Origin of the sequence: Pseudomonas asuensis, assembly GCF_014646755.1 — a bacterium.
Lineage (GTDB): Bacteria > Pseudomonadota > Gammaproteobacteria > Pseudomonadales > Pseudomonadaceae > Chryseomonas > Chryseomonas asuensis.
In genome coordinates this window covers 87,833-104,706 of the sequence record NZ_BMNW01000003.1, presented here as the reverse complement: position 1 = coordinate 104,706, position 16,874 = coordinate 87,833, and the positions used below count along the sequence as shown (strand labels likewise).

The following is a 16,874-nucleotide window of genomic DNA, read 5'->3' as shown; positions in this document are numbered from 1 at the left end:
ACCGTTAAGCTACCCTGCGGGTAAAAGCCAAAACACGCTCATCAGCGACGGGGATAAGGTCTGGATGACTCCAGCCATTCACTTCCCCGACGCCAATTACCAAAAGTCCGCCGGGGTTCAGCTTATTAACAAGCTGATTGAGAATGTCCTTACGAAGCCACCGACGAAAATAGATGAGCAAGTTCTGACAGAAAATGACATCCATGCCAGATATGGGTGTTCTACCAAGCTCAAGCACATTTAATCTCGCGCAACATAGGCGAGCCTTTAACGCGGAAGCTATGGAAAACGTTCCCTCTGCATGATTTGAAAAATAGCGATCAAGCAGCGAACTATCTAAATGCTGAACTTTTTCAGACGCATATATCCCAAGACGAGCGTTGCTCAAGGCATGTGAACTGATGTCTGTAGCGAAAACACCATAGTGCTCGGGTAAATCAGCCTTGCGACAGACTTCCGAAGCCGTTATTGCCAATGAGTAAGCCTCTTCTCCACTAGAGCAACCAACACTCCATAAGGATAAAGCTGCCTCGCTGTCCAACTGGATACGCTGACTCAAATAAGCCTCCAGCGTCTCGAAAGAAGGGATGTGGCGAAAGAATTGAGTGAACTGCGTAGTTAGATGATTCAGCAGATCAGCCCATTCCCTTGCGCCAGTCACTCCCTGAGTTACATATCGATAATAGTCTGCATAATCGTTGATACCCAGCGCTCGCATCCGGCTCGTCAAATGGGTCTGAAAAAATGGACGCCTTGCTATATCGATAACAATTCCTACACGACTCTCCAGTAAATGCTGCCAAACTCTGAATTCGCTTGGCAGCATTTCGATCGAGGGTTGGAAACTCCAACCCTGGGAAGGCTCGATATTCGTTGCGATAGCGTCCATACCTCTCGCCGCTCCGTACGAGCTGTGCACTTAACTAGGGGACTGGTCTTCTGGCAGCTTAAAGCCCGAAACCGAACGTCTCATTTCATTCGCCATCTTCGCAAGATCACCGATACTACGAGCGGTAGCAGTAGTACCCGTAGACGTTTGCGAAGTAATTTCCTGAATAACGTTCATGGTGTTCGAGATATGACCTGCAGATGAGGCCTGCTGGCGCGCAGCATTCGAAATGTTCTGGATCAAACCTGCCAATGCTCTGGAAACCTTTTCGATCTCCTCAAGCGCCACACCGGCGTCCTGAGCAAGCGAAGCGCCTCGAACCACTTCAGACGTAGTCTGTTCCATGGAAATAACAGCTTCGTTGGTATCGGTCTGAATCGCTTTTACCAGCGCTTCAATCTGCTTGGTGGCACCAGAAGAGCGTTCCGCCAAGCGTTGAACTTCATCTGCTACTACGGCGAAGCCTCGACCTGCATCACCCGCCATAGAGGCCTGAATAGCGGCATTCAAAGCCAGAATGTTGGTTTGGTCAGCAATGTCATTAATCAAGCTAACAATGTCACCAATCTCTTGGGACGATTCACCCAGTCGCTTAATCCGCTTGGAGGTATCCTGAATCTGCTCACGGATATTATCCATGCCCACGATCGTGTTATGTACGACCTGGTTGCCCTTATTTGCAATGGATACGGAGCGCTCTGCTACCGCAGTCGATTCGGAGGCGTTGGCAGATACCTGATCAATAGAAACAGCCATCTCGTTAACGGCAGCAGAAGCCCCAGCAATTTCCTGCGCCTGGTGCTCAGAAGCTTCGGCCAAATGAATAGCTGTTGCCTGAGTTTCCTGTGCGGCTGCTGATACCTGAACGGCGGTCTGGTTAATAGTCTTAACCAAATCGCGCAACTGGTCGATGGAGTAGTTGATCGAGTCAGCAATCGCACCCGTAAAGTCTTCGGTAACGGTCGCTTCTACCGTCAAGTCACCATCCGCCAAGTCTGCGATTTCGTCCAGCAGACGAAGAATCGCGGCCTGGTTACGCTGGTTCTTTTCATTGGTTTCAGCCAAGCGCTGACGCGCTTCTTTCACAATGATGAGACCAATGGAAATAATTGAAACCAGAGCGATAAGACCAAGTACGTAATTACCCAGAACGTTGATACGACGCTCAGCTGTTACGTTGCCGTACCCTTGCGCCAGATCCGACGCTTTGGTTAGAAGTTGCTGCGAGCTATCAAAAATCTGGTTAGCCGCCTCACGAACTACAAGTAGCTCAGAGGAAGTACCTAGGATTTCATCCACGTTGCCAGAAACAAACTCAAACAGTTCGTTTACTTCATTCAAACGGCCAACTGCTTCAGGGTCAGTCACTTTTGCAATGTTCATCGAAGCGTTACCTTCGAGCATCGCATTCAGAACACGGCCAAACATACTGGCATCGCGACCAAAACTATCAGCAGCCTGAACAGCAGACTGATCACCGGCCAGTACTTTGTTAACAGAACCCAGAATACGTTCAGCCAGCAATGACTGGCGCTGGGCAACTGCTATTTGCTCTGCAGGTGCCTTACGCTCCAATAGAATATTAACGATCTCGTCATATTCTACCTGTAGCTGAGGAATGGTTTGTGCGAGCGTATTTGCCAATTGGTGCAGCGACAATACGGTCTGCTCACTCGCAGTAATGTCGTCCGCGCTTTTACGAACGCGATCCCATTCCGCCTGTACTGCTTCCATTTGTGGTGCAACAGACAACGAAGAAGGTGGCAAACCTGCTAGCTCGTTACCATTACGCAAGATATCCCAGCGTCTTTCAAACTCGTTACGAGCCGCTTTGAGCTGGTTGAATGCTTCAGGTTTACCTGTTGCAGCCTCACTGGCGTTAGTGGAAATACGCTGTGAAAGAACACGCAACTCACCTGCATGCTCAAGATATTGCTTATCGTGGTTGGCTTGCGTACTGAGGTACGCGAAGTTTGCGAAAAGCAGGACTATTGAAATGATCAGCGCGACAAAAAGGCCGGCGACCAAAGGACTCGTTTTCCCCGTACTCGTTTTCTTCATTGCTGGCCCCCGCCTGGACCGGTTTGATGCATATTCCTTTGTGATAAAGCCAACTCATTTGGCCCCACAATCCATTGCCCATGCAATTAGATGGCCAGCTTTTGCTGATCCTCGTTCTACATGGATGTGTCCGCCTGCTTGTCTTATATAAAGAGGCTTGGCGATACTGATGTTACGTCGTGCGCTAGGCAGCAACGTTTAAAAATTGCTGGTGCTGGACCAGTGCGTGTGGGCTGAAGACCAGCCACTCGGATTCACGGACGAAAACGCCGTGAATAAACGCCTCTAGCTTTTCTATAGGCACTACAGGCTTTTCATTAAACGAGGTGATTGAAAAATGTTGCATACCAAACACTTCATCTACGATCAGCCCAGCATAAATTTCCTGATGATCAACAACCAAGACACGACGCTGAGCACGTATAGACGATGATTCGCCCCCCAGGAACCCATTGAGATCCATTAAAGGAAGCAATCGACCGCGAACGTTGGCTACCCCTTTCACCCAGCTTTTAACGCCGGGCAAAAGGGTATAACGAGGCTCATGGAGGATTTCGCCTACCTCACCCATGGGGGCAACGAACAGTCGATCTCCCATACGGAACCCGACACCGCTCCAAGAGCGCACCACCTCCTGCTGAGCAGGCAATCCCGCCGCCAGGTCCCGGCATCGCTGATCAATCTGAGCGAAGAGGGTATAAGGAGTATGGCTTCCATTCATATGAAGATCCTGCCTTGAATGACCTTAAGCGCCGAGTACACCAGCTAAGGTTTTCAGCAATGTGTCTTCATCGATTGGCTTCGTCAGGTAATCACGAGCACCCTGACGCTTGCCCCAGACCTTATCGGTCTCCTGATCCTTGGTTGTTACGATAACTACCGGAATCTGGCTGGTTTCACTATCCTTGGTCAGCTGGCGAGTTGCCTGGAAACCATTCAAACCAGGCATTACGATGTCCATCAGAACAACATCGGGCTTTTCCTGACGAGCCAGGGCAACGCCATCAGCACCGTTTTCTGCCTTGAGAACCTGATGTCCATGCTTTTCCAGCATGGCAGTCAGCTTGTACATTTCAGTCGGTGAATCATCGACTATCAAAATTCTAGCCATTTTCGAATCCTACTTGGTCAATACCACGAACCAGACGCCTCAGGACGTATGCTCGACTGGGGTGAAATTGGGTACATGGTTTTTTATTGCCCCGATCAGCTCTTCTTTGCTGAACGGCTTGGTCAGGTACTGATCGGATCCAACGATCCGACCCTTAGCCTTGTCAAATAGGCCGTCACGCGAAGAAAGCATGATGACCGGCGTCGATTTGAATGCACTATTGTTCTTGATCAGCGCACAGGTCTGATAACCATCCAAACGGGGCATCATGATATCAACGAAGATGATGTTGGGATGGTTATCCGCAATTTTTGCGAGCGCATCGAATCCATCGACGGCAGTAATAACTTCGCAGCCTACTTTCTTGAGAAGCGTCTCGGCGGTTCGACGAATCGTCTTCGAATCATCGATTACCATTACCTTCAGACCTTCGGAGTACTGTTCCATGTTTGCTCTACCACCACATAGGCGAGTCATAGCGCCTTTATCAATGCATTCCAGCCTTTTAAGATATCGACTGGAAATCGAATCTTTTTAGCACAGTCTACAGGGTCTATCTATTAACCACCGGACTACCGGTTTTTCTTGATAACTAAGTGCACTATCGCCACTCTGAGCATTCATCAGTGTCGGCTGATTAGAGCCGTCAAACCGTTCGCTTTGGAGAATCGATCAATGAGCATACGCATCGGGATAGTCATGGATCCCATTGCCCATATTGCCTACAAAAAAGACAGTTCCCTTGCCATGTTGTGGGCTGCTCAGGCGCGTGGATGGACACTACACTACATGGAGATGCAGGACCTGTACCACCTTGACGGCAAATCTCGTACGCGCTGCCGTTTATTGAAGGTACATCAAAATTCCGAACACTGGTATGACCTGCATGAAGAGTTGGACATGCCCCTTGCAGACCTTGACGTCATCCTGATGAGGAAAGATCCACCTTTCGATAATGAGTATGTCTATGCTACCTATATGCTGGAGCAAGCCGAACAGGAAGGAACCCTGGTCGTCAACAAGCCTTCTAGCCTACGCGACTGCAATGAGAAATTTTTTGCCACTTTATTCCCAGAATTGACACCTCCTACGCTTGTAAGCCGTCGGGCCGATTTGATCCGCGAATTTGCCCAAACGCATCAAGACGTGATCCTCAAGCCGCTTGATGGAATGGGTGGATCGTCCATCTTCAGGCATCGAGAAGGCGATCCGAATCTTTCGGTCATCCTTGAGACGCTAACACTCCACGGAACACAGCAGATTATTGCTCAACGCTATCTCCCTGCTATCAAAAGCGGCGACAAGCGCGTACTCATGATCGATGGTGAACCGGTGGAGTATTGCCTTGCCAGAATACCGGCTCAAGGCGAAACCCGAGGCAATCTGGCCGCCGGCGGACGGGGTGTTGCGCAGCCTTTGTCAGACAGAGACAGAGAAATCGCTGCCAAGGTTGGCCCTGAGCTTCGCAAACGTGGCCTGTTATTTGTAGGGCTGGACGTAATTGGTGAACATCTGACGGAAATTAACGTCACTAGTCCCACCTGTATTCGGGAAATCGATAACGCTTACGACACCCGCATTGCTGACAGGCTGATGGATGTTATCGAAAAGAAGCTTGCGATGAGACCTGGGCGATAGACATTTGCTTCAACTCTCTTCAGACTTCTTTATATAGTCATCAACCGGCACGACAGGATAGTCATGCCGGTTAGCAGTTTTCTCACAGCGTAACCTCAACTACTTATCATGAATGCCGCTATTTCAAATACGCTGCCTGCCGCCTCTGCCGTTCGCCCAGCAGACCGTCTTGGCTTTACTCTCTTTATAGCGGCGTTGGTTCATGTCGTCCTGATTTTGGGGCTCGGCTTTTCCATGCCTGAGCCTAGCGAAGTCAGTAAGTCACTTGAGATTACGCTCGCCTCGTTCAAGAGTGACAAGGCGCCGGAAAAGGCTGACTTTCTGGCTCAAGAGAATCAGCAAGGTAGCGGCACACTCGATAAAGCGCTAGCGCCTAGCACCACAGAAGAGGTCCCACTTAAGGACAGCGAGATAAAGCCGGCCGTCAAGCCGACGTCCCCTCGCCAAACCACTGAGCCTAAAACACCCAAGGCTGCGGTCACGACAAAGTCGGCACGTGAGGATAAAGCGCCAACTCGACGCGAAAAGCCTCAACCTGAAGCGGTTGCTCGGGAAACGCCTCATTTTGATAACTCTCAAATCTCAAGTGAGATTGCGAGCCTTGAGGCCCAGCTTTCCCAAGAACGGCAACAATACGCCAAACGACCAAAGATCTACCGTATCAATGCGGCCTCTACAATGAAGGATAAAGGCGCCTGGTATAAAGAAGACTGGCGCAAGAAGATTGAGCGGGTCGGTAATCTGAATTACCCAGAGCAAGCCCGTCGGGAACGCCTTTATGGCAGCCTTCGTCTTTTGGTCTCTATCAACCGAGATGGCTCGCTTTATGAAGTTCAGATCCTTGAATCCTCTGGGCAAACTGTACTTGATCAGGCCGCCCTACGAATCGTCCGCTTAGCCGCTCCCTTTGCACCGTTTAGCGGAGACCTTAACGATATCGATAGGCTTGAAATCATCCGAACATGGCGTTTCGAGCGTGGAGATCGACTCGCTAGCCAATAATGTTGTCGAGTTAGGCTTGAAGCTTCCTGCGTGAAGCTAGAAACTAGCACCATGAACGCTAGCACTCCGCAATACCTTAAAAACCACCTTTTAATCGCCATGCCACACATGGCGGACTCTACCTTTGCCCAAACACTCATCTATCTGGTTGAGCATGGCGAAGACGGTGCCATGGGTATTATTATCAACAAGCCCAGCGCATTGAACTTGGAGGATGTTCTAGAACAATTGCGACCTGATGAAGCACCTCCTCTTTCATCAAGAAGCACTGCCATCTATAACGGCGGGCCCGTACAGGTCGAGCGCGGATTTGTACTTCACCCCTCTGGCCCTCAATTTCAGGCAACGCTGGAATTGGGTGAAGTGGCGCTTTCTACGTCTCAAGACATCTTATTTTCGATAGCTGATGGGCAGGGTCCTGCCCGGCATTTGATTGCGCTTGGCTACGCAGGTTGGGAAGCAGGTCAGCTTGAGCTTGAGTTGACTGATAATGCATGGCTTACCTGCGAGGCAGACCTGTCCATTCTGTTTGATATGCCCAGCGAGCTCCGCCTGAAAGCAGCAGCAGCTCAATTAGGTGTGGATTTGTCTTTATTGACCAGCCAGTCAGGTCATGCCTGAATGAAAAGCCCGCTTAAACTGGTACTAGGATTTGACTATGGCACACGTCAAATAGGCGTTGCTGTCGGTCAGCCCATAACAGGCCAAGCGCGAGAGCTATGTATTCTTAAAGCGCAAAATGGCGTACCGGACTGGTCAAAAATTGAAGCGCTACTTAAGGAGTGGCAGCCTGATGCGCTAGTAATTGGTCTTCCATTGAACATGGATGGCACACCTAGCGAAATGAGTACACGCGCAGAAAAATTTGCGCGCCGCCTCAATGGCCGCTTCAACTTGCCCGTTTATACCCATGATGAGCGCTTGACTACATACGAGGCCAAAGGCGTACGTCTTGCTCAAGGTCAGCGTGATGGTTACCGTGAGCGCCCTGTCGATGCCCTGGCCGCTGCCATGCTCCTTGAAGGCTGGCTTACCGCCCAAGCTGAGACTGCCAAATCCGAGCCTCCGCAGGAGAATGAATGAGCATCCCCATTCCTACCGATTTAATTCCGCAGATGGCGGACCAATTGACCAACCACCTTAAGCACAGAGGTATTAATGAGCCTTGCATGGTTGGAATCCGAACCGGAGGTGTCTGGGTTGCTCAAGCCCTACTGGATGCACTTCAAAGTAAATGGCCTCTAGGCACCCTGGATGTCTCATTCTACCGGGACGACTTTACCCAGAACGGCCTGCATCCTCAGGTTCAACCTTCGGCCCTTCCCTTTGAAATCGAAGGCAGACATCTCGTCTTGGTTGACGATGTGCTCATGACAGGACGCACAATTCGCGCTGCGCTGAATGAGCTCTTTGATTATGGTCGCCCAGCCAGCGTTACCCTTGTATGCCTGTTGGATTTGGAAGCACGCGAGTTACCCATTCGCCCGGATATTGTTGGCCAGACGCTTTCCTTAGAGTCAAATGAACGCATCAAGCTGACAGGTCCTGCGCCTTTAGCATTCGAGCGAAAAGTTCTTTCTTCTGCTATCTGACATTCAAGGCTTATCGCCATGACCAACGCTACGCGTTCCTTGCAACTGAATGCTAACGGACAGTTGCGCCATTTTCTCTCCCTGGATGACCTACCCCGCCCTCTGTTAACTGAACTGCTTGATACAGCAGATTCGTTTCTTGAAGTGGGTGCGCGTGCAGTTAAGAAAGTCCCTTTGTTGCGCGGCAAAACGGTTTGTAATGTTTTCTTTGAAAACTCAACCCGGACCCGAACCACATTCGAGCTGGCAGCCAAGCGGCTTTCTGCAGATGTCATTACGTTGAACGTTTCGACCTCATCGACCAGCAAAGGTGAAACACTGTTCGATACACTGCGAAACCTGGAAGCTATGGCTGCGGATATGTTCGTAGTCAGGCATGCCGATTCTGGCGCAGCGCATTTTATTGCCGAGCATGTATGCCCGCAGGTAGCGATCATCAATGGTGGTGATGGGCGTCACGCGCATCCCACCCAAGGCATGCTCGACATGCTTACTATTCGACGTCACAAGGGCAACTTCGAGAACCTGTCTGTAGCGATTGTTGGCGACATTCTGCATTCCCGCGTAGCTCGCTCGAATATGCTGGCGTTACGCACCCTAGGGTGCCAGGACATTCGCGTGGTTGCACCTCGTACGCTATTACCTGTCGGCCTTGAAGATATTTATGGCGTAAAGATATTTACGGATATGTCTGCTGGATTAAAGGATGTAGACGTGGTCATCATGCTACGCCTACAACGCGAACGGATGCAGGGCGGACTACTGCCAAGCGAAAGCGAGTATTACAAGCTATTCGGGCTGACTACACAGCGCCTGGCCCAGGCCAAGCCTGACGCTATTGTGATGCACCCTGGCCCTATCAACCGTGGTGTAGAGATAGAGTCGGCGGTGGCCGATGGTAAGCAGTCTGTAATTCTCAATCAGGTGACCTACGGAATAGCTGTGCGTATGGCCGTGCTATCCATGGCAATGAGCGGGCAAACGGCCCAGCGTCAACTTGAGCAGGAGAGTATCTAAGTGACTCTGAGCATTATCAAGGCCCGTGTAATAGATCCCGCTACTCGCTTCGACCAGATCGTTGATATTCATATCTCCCAAGGCAACATCGCCGCCATCGGTGAAGCGCCGGCTGGCTTCAAGGCGGATACGATCCTTGATGCGTCAGGGCTTATCGCCTCGCCCGGACTTGTCGATCTAAACGTATCGCTTCGCGAACCAGGTTATACACGAAAAGGCACGGTAGAGAGTGAGACTCAGGCAGCGGCAGCTGGCGGTACGACGAGCCTGTGCTGCTCCCCATTTACCAGGCCCGTGCTTGATACGACAGCAGTAACAGAGCTCATCCTTGATCGTGCACAGATGGCAGGCAAGGCGCGTGTTTTTCCTATTGGCGCCCTAACCAAAGGCCTAGCTGGAGAGCAACTTGCGGAATTGGTTACGCTACAAAACGCAGGCTGTGTAGCGTTTACCAATGGTCTTGCACCAATGGCAGGCATGCGCACCCTTCGTCGAGCATTGGAATATGCAGCGACCTTTAATTTAAAGGTCATTTTCACCTCCCAGGACGCTGATTTAGCAGAGGGTGGTTTGGCACATGAGGGACCCACGGCTAGCTTCCTTGGCCTTGCAGGTATACCCGAGGCCGCAGAAACCATTGCGCTTGCTCAGAACTTGCTTTTAGTTGAGCAAAGCGGCGTACGAGCGCACTTCAGCCAGCTGACCAGCGCTCGTGGAGTTGAAATGATTGCTGAGGCACAGGCACGAGGACTACCCGTCACTGCAGATGTTGCGTTGTATCAGTTATTTCTGACTGATGAGCAACTTGAAGGCTTTTCCAGCTTTTACCATGTGCAGCCTCCCTTACGCACTGAACGAGATAGACAGGCGTTACGCGAGGCAGTTAAACACGGTGTAGTGCAAGCGATTGCCAGCCATCACCAGCCTCACGAAGAAGATGCAAAGCTAGCGCCCTTTGCTGCCACCGAGCCTGGCATTAGTGGTGCAGAGCTACTACTACCTTTGGCCCTTAAGCTTGTGGAAGAAGGCTTGGCAGACCTACCAACCATTCTGACCAGATTAACGAGTGGCCCTGCTTCTGTGTTGGATTTACCTGCCGGTAAACTTTCAGTAGGCGCTCCGGCGGATATCGTGCTCTTCTCTCTTGAGGAACGCACAATCGTGGGCCAGCCATGGCTTTCGCGTGGACGCAATACACCATTCATGGGGATAGAGTTACCCGGAAAGGTCCGCCATACACTTGTTGCAGGCAAGACTGTTTATCAAGCATAAGCCTAAAGAGCCCGCTGCATCCCAGCGGGTTCGCTCAAGCCTAACCTAGAATACCCCCGCCTTTCTGACGATTTTCAATGGAGACCTGATCATTCAGGGTCCAGAAATCGTAGAGCACGCCTAGCAGAAAAAACCCTCCTGTAAAAAAGTACAGGATGGCGGTAATCCATTTGCCCATGTACAGGCGATGAACGCCAAAAATGCCCAGAAACGTCAGTAGTATCCACGCAATGCTGTAATTGACACGACCGCCCTGAAACCGCAGACCCGCTTCACGATCCATGCTGGGAATCAGAAACAGGTCAATGATCCAGCCAATACCCAGCAGACCCAACGTAAAAAACCAAATGGTGCCGGTAACAGGCTTTCCATAATAAAAGCGATGGGCGCCTAGAAAGCCAAAAATCCACAACAGGTATCCGAGCACTTTGCTATGCGTATCGTTTTGGTACTTCATATACAACCTCAGTCACAGAGCGGTAATGTCTGCTTCATAAGCAAGATTTTTTGATTTCACTGGTCATTCTGCCAGTGATTCCAACTGGTATAGAAACCTTTTGCGACATGAACCGCTGATTTTTGAAAAATATCTCGACCGGCGGAGCGGAAATAAAACTATCGATCTGATATAAAGTTCCGCGATTTTGATTATCAGGTCCGTCGACAATGCGCTCTTTACTCATTACCTGGCTAACAGCCTGTTTGGTACTGCCTGTGACAGCAGTCCAGGCTAAAGAAGCCGATAGTGCTCGCGCTGCCGCTCCGGCTCATGCCAAGTCAGCACCTCGTGCCAACAAGCCTAAGGCACGTACACAACACGTTTATGCTCCTGCCAAACCTAAGGCAGGAACCATTGTGCAAGCTCATGCTGCCGCTCAGCATGCCGCGGCCAAGGAAAGTACCAAAGTAGTTAACCGAGCAATTGATGTGCTTGGTACGCCTTATCGCTGGGGCGGTACGACGCCCAAGCATGGCTTTGACTGCAGCGGACTTGTAAATTATGTCTATCGTGACGTACAGGACCTCGAGTTGCCCCGCACCTCTCAGGAACTGGCTCGCATGGATGGCATGAAGGTCGAAAAAAAGAATTTGAAACCAGGGGACCTGATCTTTTTCAAAATTCATGGCCGCAATGTTGATCATGTTGCAATTTATATGGGCCACGACCGCTTCATTCATGCGCCACGCCGTGGAGAGAGTGTGCGTATTGATCATCTCAGCCGGCCGTACTGGAAAACGCGTTTCGCCTCAGCCAAGCGTGTCCTGCCTCAGATGGTTGCCACAAGCGAACAACAGACTCATCCCCGTAGTGCTGCCAATCCGCGTAAGTCTTGATAATAGTGCTACAACAGGCTAGCCACTAAGCGGAAGCAGTTGAAGACTTTGTCCAGCCCCTTATACTGTGCACATATACAGTATAAGGGGCTGCTTTATGGAGTTGACCGACAAACTCATTATTTTGGCTGATGCTGCCAAATATGATGTGTCATGCGCCAGTAGTGGAGCACCCAAACGCTCGTCTAAAGGAAAGGATGGATTAGGCTCCACTGATGGCATGGGTATTTGCCACAGCTTCACACCCGATGGCCGCTGCGTATCCCTACTTAAAGTACTTCTGACCAATTTCTGTCTTTACGACTGCCAGTACTGTGTCAATCGCAGATCTAGTAATGTCCCTCGCGCTCGCTTCACTCCAGAGGAAGTTGTAAAACTTACACTCGACTTTTATCGACGCAATACCATCAGCGGGCTTTTCCTAAGCTCGGGCATTATCCGCTCGGCGGACTATACGATGGAGCAGTTGATCAGGGTGGCTCAGTTACTGCGCGAGGAGCATCAGTTTCGGGGTTATATCCACTTAAAGACCATTCCTGACGCAGATCCTCTACTGATTGCCAAAGCCGGACTCTATGCCGACCGCCTTTCAGTCAATATCGAGCTTCCCACTGAAGCGGGATTAACACGCCTTGCGCCTGAGAAGGAGGTTCGTAGCATTAAAAAGGCCATGGGCACGATCCGTCTCGGCCTGGAGGAGACAGCGGCAGAAAAGAATGCGCCACGCTTCGCACCTGCTGGACAAAGTACCCAAATGATCATAGGGGCCGATCCCACTAATGATCGGACCATACTGGATACCGCGCAAACCCTATACGGCGCCTATCAGTTAAAGCGTGTCTATTACTCTGCCTTCAGCCCTATTCCAGATAGCCCAAACTCCGTTCCCCTGATACCTCCGCCGTTACTGCGCGAGCATCGTCTTTATCAGGCAGATTTTCTGATCAGAGGCTATGGTTTTACGGCTTCAGAATTGCCGACAGAAGAAGGAAATCTTCCGTTAGATATCGATCCAAAACTTGCCTGGGCGCTAAGCAATCGCGATACCTTCCCGCTCGATCTTAATCAGGCGGAGCCTGCCTTGATTGCTCGGGTTCCAGGCATCGGGGTGCTCTCGGCCAAGCGGCTCGTGGCGCTGCGGCAACAGAGGCGTATTCGCTATGCGGACCTTATCCGCTTACGTTGCAGCCTCGAAAAAGCTAAACCGTTCATTGTTGTCCATGATTATAGGCCTAGTTTCTTGCTTGCCGAATCGCTGCATCTTCGTACCCAGCTCAGCGAAAAACCTGCCCAGTTGGCGCTCTGGTGATCATGCGCACGGTTTCTTTTGATGGCTCATTTGCGGGTTGGCGCTGCATAGCACGGCAGCTACTGGAACAAGACGTAGCCCCCTCTGAAATCAGCTGGCAAACCGAGCACTTAGTCGGTGATTTGTTTGCCGGCACAAGCGAGCAGCCGGAAACTGTTTCTTCTGCTATCAGGGTACCTAAGCAACTTGCAGAACTATTAAGCTTGGCGGCCTGTTATCGACATGCCCAACGCTGGGCATTGCTATATCGGGTCCTGTGGCGGGTCGTGCGGGGCGATCAGGCTGCCATGCTGGCCGGTGATGAAGATGGCAGTGAGCTGCACCGCTGGGCCAAGGCGGTCAGACGAGAAACTCATCACCTGCATGCCTTCCTGCGCTTCAAGCACCGAGGAGAGCACTCTGGTAATCCTCAATATGTTGCCTGGCATGAGCCAGCTCATGATGTATTGGCTTTGGCTGCCCCTCACTTTTGTAACCGCATGGGAAATACCTCATGGCTGATCGCAACTCCAGAGGCGGTAGCGCTATGGGATGGAAAGACATTAGCGTTTAAAGCGCCCTGCCCTGTAGAGCTGCAAGCGCTCGCCAAACAACAGCGGGATGATGGAGAGTCACTTTGGCTGGCTTATTACGCGAGTACATTTAACCCCGCCCGAGCCAACCCTAAAGTTATGACTGGGCACATGCCCAAGCGATTCTGGAAGGATCTGCCGGAAGGCCCTTTGATTCCTGCCCTGCTTAGCGAGGCGCGCACTGGCACTCAGCGGACAGCCCAAGCGAAAACCGTAAGCGAACAGGCAGGAAAAACGGTACCGGTATCAGCGGAAGAAGTACTACCGGTACGTGAGCAATTAAGCACACTGGACACGTGCCGTCGCTGCCCTCTTTGGCAGAAAGCCACTCAGGCAGTTCCAGGTGAAGGCCCCCTGAATGCCCGGCTTTTTCTGGTAGGCGAGCAGCCCGGCGACCATGAAGATCTATTGGGCCGCCCCTTCATGGGGCCGGCAGGGCAAGTGCTTGACCAAGCCATCCAGGATGCAGGCCTACAGCGAGAGGCACTCTATCTGACTAATGCCGTCAAGCACTTCAAATGGACGCCACAAGGGCGCCGGCGTAAACATGTTACCCCCACGACTGAAATTGCTCCCTGCCGTCATTGGCTCGAACAGGAACTAGACAACGTTAAGCCTGACGTAATCGTTGCACTGGGCGCCACTGCCCTGGAATCTCTGACGGGTAAGAAACAAGGCTCACTGGCCATGTATATGGGCCAAGCTACGCAATGGAAAGGACGGCGGCTGATTGTTACCTATCATCCGTCCTATATCCTGCGTGTGCCTGAGGAAGCGAAGCGAGAACAGGCTCAAGCAGCACTCACCGCTGCCTTGGTACAGGCTAGGCAGCTGCTTGAGCAATAACGCTTATCGGAACCGCTTATTATCGTCACTCATATCCAAGGAAAGACCCTGGGTAACACTCGACAAATGATCCGCGTCTGTCTCAGATCCCAGCTTGATCATCAAGCGCAGATCGTTGGCAGAGTCTGCATGCGCTAAAGCATCCTCGTAAGTGATCTCACCGTCTCGATAAAGCTGGTAAAGCGCTTGGTCGAAGGTCTGCATACCTAATTCTGTTGAGCGCTTCATAAGCGGCTTAAGCTCATGAACCTCCCCTTTTCGAATCAGATCTGCCGCCAGCGGTGTATTGATCAGTACTTCAATAACCGCCCTACGCCCCTTTCCGTCAACCGTTGGTACCAGCTGCTGTGCAACAATGGCCTTGAGGTTAAGCGAAAGGTCCATCCATATTTGCTGATGCCGATCAGCCGGGAAAAAGTGGATGATCCGCTCCAGCGCCTGGTTTGCATTATTGGCATGCAGTGTCGCCAGACAAAGGTGGCCCGTCTCGGCAAACGCCACGGCATACTCCATCGTTTCCCGGGTACGCACCTCACCGATCATGATGACATCAGGTGCCTGACGAAGCGTGTTCTTTAGCGCAACTTCAAAAGACTCTGTATCCAATCCTACTTCCCGCTGCGTCACGATGCAGTTCTGGTGCTGGTGGATATATTCAATGGGATCTTCGATCGAGATGATATGGCCTGTGGAGTTCTTGTTGCGGTGACCAATCATGGCAGCTAGCGACGTGGATTTGCCGGTACCGGTTGCACCCACGAACAGCACCAGGCCACGCTTGGTCAGAGACAGTTTTTTAAGCGCTTCAGGTAGACGCAACTGATCCAGCGTAGGAATGTTCACTTCGATACGCCGAAGCACCATGCCTACAAGGTTACGCTGATAGAACGCACTTACCCGAAAACGTCCGACCCCTCTGGCGCTGATCGCAAAGTTGCACTCATGCTTTTCGACAAACTCAGCTTTCTGCTGCTCATTCATGACGCCCAAGACAATCTCTCTTGCCTGATCAGGAGAGAGCGATTCCTTGGTTACCGGCAGGACACGCCCATTCACTTTCATGGACGGCGGAACACCGGTTGTAATGAATAAGTCGGAGCCGCCTTTTTCAACCATCAACCGCAGCAGCTTTTCAAATTCCATCAGAAATTCTCCGGAATCTTGGCTTTTTCACGAGCGCTATCACGGCTGATCAATCCTTTGGCCAGCAGATTCTTTAAGCACATATCAAGGGTTTGCATTCCAAGACCACCGCCTGTCTGGATAGCAGAATACATCTGCGCCACCTTGTCTTCACGAATGAGGTTACGAATCGCAGGTGTCCCGATCATGATCTCATGGGCAGCCACACGCCCGCCGCCTACCTTTTTAATAAGCGTCTGAGAGACAACCGCCTGCAAGGATTCAGACAACATGGATCGAACCATAGACTTCTCCTCGGCCGGGAACACGTCCACGATACGGTCAATGGTCTTGGCTGCCGAGGTGGTGTGCAGCGTGCCGAATACCAGGTGACCCGTTTCAGCGGCGGTCAGCGCAAGACGGATCGTTTCAAGGTCACGCAGTTCACCCACCAAAATAATATCCGGGTCCTCACGCAACGCAGAACGTAACGCCTCAGAGAAGCCCAACGTGTCGCGGTGCACTTCCCGCTGGTTGACCAGGCATTTTTTGGACTCGTGGACGAATTCGATAGGGTCTTCGATAGTCAGGATATGGTGATACTTAGTGTTATTCAGATAATCCAGCATAGCTGCCAGCGTGGTCGACTTACCCGAACCGGTAGGTCCTGTGACCAGCACCAACCCACGAGGCACGTCGGTTATTTTGCGAAACACATCGCCCATTCCCAACTCTTCCATCGAGAGCACTTTAGAGGGAATAGTACGGAATACAGCGCCTGGTCCGCGATTCTGATTGAAGGCATTGACACGGAAGCGCGCAATGCCAGGCACTTCGAACGAAAAGTCGGTCTCAAGGAATTCTTCATAATCCTTGCGCTGTTTGTCGTTCATGATGTCGTAAATAAGCGCATGCACCTGCTTGTCGTTGAAGGCGGGCAGATTGATGCGTCGAACATCGCCGTCGACACGGATCATGGGTGGCAAACCAGAGGACAGGTGTAAATCAGATGCACCCTGTCTGGCACAAAACGCCAGCAGTTCCGTGATATCCATGAGGACTCCCTTAATACAAACAAGCAGGTAGAATGCCGCTTTATCAGCAGCGG

18 protein-coding genes are annotated in these 16,874 nt (G+C 51.3%); 10 read left to right on the top strand and 8 right to left on the bottom strand.

Annotated features, from left to right (window positions below; genetic code table 11):
• Positions 1-4: 4 nt before the first annotated feature.
• The 5 genes from IEX86_RS07135 to pilG form a co-directional block, all read right to left on the bottom strand.
• Complete coding sequence (locus IEX86_RS07135) at positions 5-889, bottom strand: CheR family methyltransferase (RefSeq protein WP_373290406.1); 885 nt, start codon at positions 887-889, stop codon at positions 5-7.
• A 30-nt stretch (positions 890-919) separates the two neighbouring features.
• The gene (locus IEX86_RS07130; protein WP_188865442.1) at positions 920-2,950 is read right to left on the bottom strand and encodes a methyl-accepting chemotaxis protein; all 2,031 of its coding nucleotides are present in this window, start codon (positions 2,948-2,950) and stop codon (positions 920-922) included.
• A 184-nt stretch (positions 2,951-3,134) separates the two neighbouring features.
• A complete protein-coding gene (locus IEX86_RS07125; protein WP_188865441.1) occupies positions 3,135-3,671 on the bottom strand; it encodes a chemotaxis protein CheW in 537 nt (178 codons plus the stop codon).
• A 24-nt stretch (positions 3,672-3,695) separates the two neighbouring features.
• Positions 3,696-4,061, bottom strand: a complete 366-nt coding sequence (gene pilH / locus IEX86_RS07120) for a twitching motility response regulator PilH (protein ID WP_188865440.1) — start codon at positions 4,059-4,061, stop codon at positions 3,696-3,698.
• Between the two features lie 39 nt (positions 4,062-4,100).
• Positions 4,101-4,508, bottom strand: a complete 408-nt coding sequence (gene pilG / locus IEX86_RS07115) for a twitching motility response regulator PilG (RefSeq protein ID WP_010795389.1) — start codon at positions 4,506-4,508, stop codon at positions 4,101-4,103.
• 228 nt (positions 4,509-4,736) lie between these two features.
• Here pilG and gshB point away from each other — a divergent pair, with 228 nt between their 5' ends.
• The 7 genes from gshB (at position 4,737) to IEX86_RS07080 (ending at position 10,582) form a co-directional block, all read left to right on the top strand.
• Positions 4,737-5,699 carry a glutathione synthase gene (gene gshB, locus IEX86_RS07110; protein ID WP_188865439.1) on the top strand — a complete coding sequence of 321 codons (963 nt, stop codon included), beginning with the start codon at positions 4,737-4,739 and terminating at the stop codon, positions 5,697-5,699.
• 108 nt (positions 5,700-5,807) lie between these two features.
• Complete coding sequence (locus IEX86_RS07105; RefSeq protein ID WP_188865438.1) at positions 5,808-6,701, top strand: energy transducer TonB; 894 nt, start codon at positions 5,808-5,810, stop codon at positions 6,699-6,701.
• 51 nt (positions 6,702-6,752) lie between these two features.
• Positions 6,753-7,322, top strand: a complete 570-nt coding sequence (locus tag IEX86_RS07100) for a YqgE/AlgH family protein (protein WP_188865437.1) — start codon at positions 6,753-6,755, stop codon at positions 7,320-7,322.
• Complete coding sequence (gene ruvX, locus IEX86_RS07095) at positions 7,323-7,784, top strand: Holliday junction resolvase RuvX (RefSeq protein ID WP_188865436.1); 462 nt, start codon at positions 7,323-7,325, stop codon at positions 7,782-7,784.
• Entirely contained in the window at positions 7,781-8,293 is a 513-nt protein-coding gene (gene pyrR, locus IEX86_RS07090) for a bifunctional pyr operon transcriptional regulator/uracil phosphoribosyltransferase PyrR (protein WP_188865435.1), read from the top strand. Before ruvX ends, pyrR begins: the two co-directional genes overlap by 4 nt.
• An 18-nt stretch (positions 8,294-8,311) precedes the next feature.
• On the top strand, positions 8,312-9,310 hold the full coding sequence (locus IEX86_RS07085; protein ID WP_188865434.1) for an aspartate carbamoyltransferase catalytic subunit: 999 nt from the start codon (positions 8,312-8,314) through the stop codon (positions 9,308-9,310).
• Positions 9,311-10,582, top strand: coding sequence for a dihydroorotase (locus tag IEX86_RS07080; protein ID WP_188865433.1), 1,272 nt, complete (start codon positions 9,311-9,313; stop codon positions 10,580-10,582). It begins immediately after the preceding gene.
• Positions 10,583-10,622: 40 nt separating this feature from the next.
• Here IEX86_RS07080 and IEX86_RS07075 read toward each other — a convergent pair whose 3' ends face one another.
• Positions 10,623-11,039 (bottom strand): NINE protein, encoded by a 417-nt coding sequence (locus tag IEX86_RS07075; protein WP_188865432.1) that lies wholly within the window; start codon positions 11,037-11,039, stop codon positions 10,623-10,625.
• A 209-nt stretch (positions 11,040-11,248) separates the two neighbouring features.
• Between IEX86_RS07075 and IEX86_RS07070 the strand changes: the two genes are divergently transcribed.
• The 3 genes from IEX86_RS07070 (at position 11,249) to IEX86_RS07060 (ending at position 14,644) form a co-directional block, all read left to right on the top strand.
• Positions 11,249-11,917, top strand: a complete 669-nt coding sequence (locus IEX86_RS07070) for a C40 family peptidase (RefSeq protein WP_188865431.1) — start codon at positions 11,249-11,251, stop codon at positions 11,915-11,917.
• Positions 11,918-12,014: 97 nt separating this feature from the next.
• Positions 12,015-13,226 (top strand): putative DNA modification/repair radical SAM protein, encoded by a 1,212-nt coding sequence (locus IEX86_RS07065; protein ID WP_188865430.1) that lies wholly within the window; start codon positions 12,015-12,017, stop codon positions 13,224-13,226.
• Between the two features lie 2 nt (positions 13,227-13,228).
• On the top strand, positions 13,229-14,644 hold the full coding sequence (locus IEX86_RS07060) for a UdgX family uracil-DNA binding protein (protein WP_188865429.1): 1,416 nt from the start codon (positions 13,229-13,231) through the stop codon (positions 14,642-14,644).
• 3 nt (positions 14,645-14,647) lie between these two features.
• Here the strand turns inward: IEX86_RS07060 and IEX86_RS07055 are convergent, their stop codons facing one another.
• A complete protein-coding gene (locus IEX86_RS07055) occupies positions 14,648-15,787 on the bottom strand; it encodes a PilT/PilU family type 4a pilus ATPase (RefSeq protein ID WP_188865428.1) in 1,140 nt (379 codons plus the stop codon).
• Positions 15,787-16,821, bottom strand: a complete 1,035-nt coding sequence (locus tag IEX86_RS07050) for a type IV pilus twitching motility protein PilT (RefSeq protein ID WP_188865427.1) — start codon at positions 16,819-16,821, stop codon at positions 15,787-15,789. The genes IEX86_RS07055 and IEX86_RS07050 overlap by 1 nt, the downstream gene beginning before the upstream one ends.
• Between the last annotated feature and the right edge of the window lie 53 nt (positions 16,822-16,874).

Excerpts from the sequence above, each read along its gene's own strand:
- IEX86_RS07135 (WP_373290406.1), bottom strand. The coding sequence starts at position 889 with ATGGACGCTATCGCAACGAATATCGAGCCTTCCCAGGGTTGGAGTTTC.
- IEX86_RS07130 (WP_188865442.1), bottom strand. The coding sequence starts at position 2,950 with ATGAAGAAAACGAGTACGGGGAAAACGAGTCCTTTGGTCGCCGGCCTT.
- IEX86_RS07125 (WP_188865441.1), bottom strand. The coding sequence starts at position 3,671 with ATGAATGGAAGCCATACTCCTTATACCCTCTTCGCTCAGATTGATCAG.
- pilH (WP_188865440.1), bottom strand. The coding sequence starts at position 4,061 with ATGGCTAGAATTTTGATAGTCGATGATTCACCGACTGAAATGTACAAG.
- pilG (WP_010795389.1), bottom strand. The coding sequence starts at position 4,508 with ATGGAACAGTACTCCGAAGGTCTGAAGGTAATGGTAATCGATGATTCG.
- gshB (WP_188865439.1), top strand. The coding sequence starts at position 4,737 with ATGAGCATACGCATCGGGATAGTCATGGATCCCATTGCCCATATTGCC.
- IEX86_RS07105 (WP_188865438.1), top strand. The coding sequence starts at position 5,808 with ATGAATGCCGCTATTTCAAATACGCTGCCTGCCGCCTCTGCCGTTCGC.
- IEX86_RS07100 (WP_188865437.1), top strand. The coding sequence starts at position 6,753 with ATGAACGCTAGCACTCCGCAATACCTTAAAAACCACCTTTTAATCGCC.
- ruvX (WP_188865436.1), top strand. The coding sequence starts at position 7,323 with ATGAAAAGCCCGCTTAAACTGGTACTAGGATTTGACTATGGCACACGT.
- pyrR (WP_188865435.1), top strand. The coding sequence starts at position 7,781 with ATGAGCATCCCCATTCCTACCGATTTAATTCCGCAGATGGCGGACCAA.
- IEX86_RS07085 (WP_188865434.1), top strand. The coding sequence starts at position 8,312 with ATGACCAACGCTACGCGTTCCTTGCAACTGAATGCTAACGGACAGTTG.
- IEX86_RS07075 (WP_188865432.1), bottom strand. The coding sequence starts at position 11,039 with ATGAAGTACCAAAACGATACGCATAGCAAAGTGCTCGGATACCTGTTG.
- IEX86_RS07070 (WP_188865431.1), top strand. The coding sequence starts at position 11,249 with ATGCGCTCTTTACTCATTACCTGGCTAACAGCCTGTTTGGTACTGCCT.
- IEX86_RS07065 (WP_188865430.1), top strand. The coding sequence starts at position 12,015 with ATGGAGTTGACCGACAAACTCATTATTTTGGCTGATGCTGCCAAATAT.
- IEX86_RS07060 (WP_188865429.1), top strand. The coding sequence starts at position 13,229 with ATGCGCACGGTTTCTTTTGATGGCTCATTTGCGGGTTGGCGCTGCATA.
- IEX86_RS07055 (WP_188865428.1), bottom strand. The coding sequence starts at position 15,787 with ATGGAATTTGAAAAGCTGCTGCGGTTGATGGTTGAAAAAGGCGGCTCC.
- IEX86_RS07050 (WP_188865427.1), bottom strand. The coding sequence starts at position 16,821 with ATGGATATCACGGAACTGCTGGCGTTTTGTGCCAGACAGGGTGCATCT.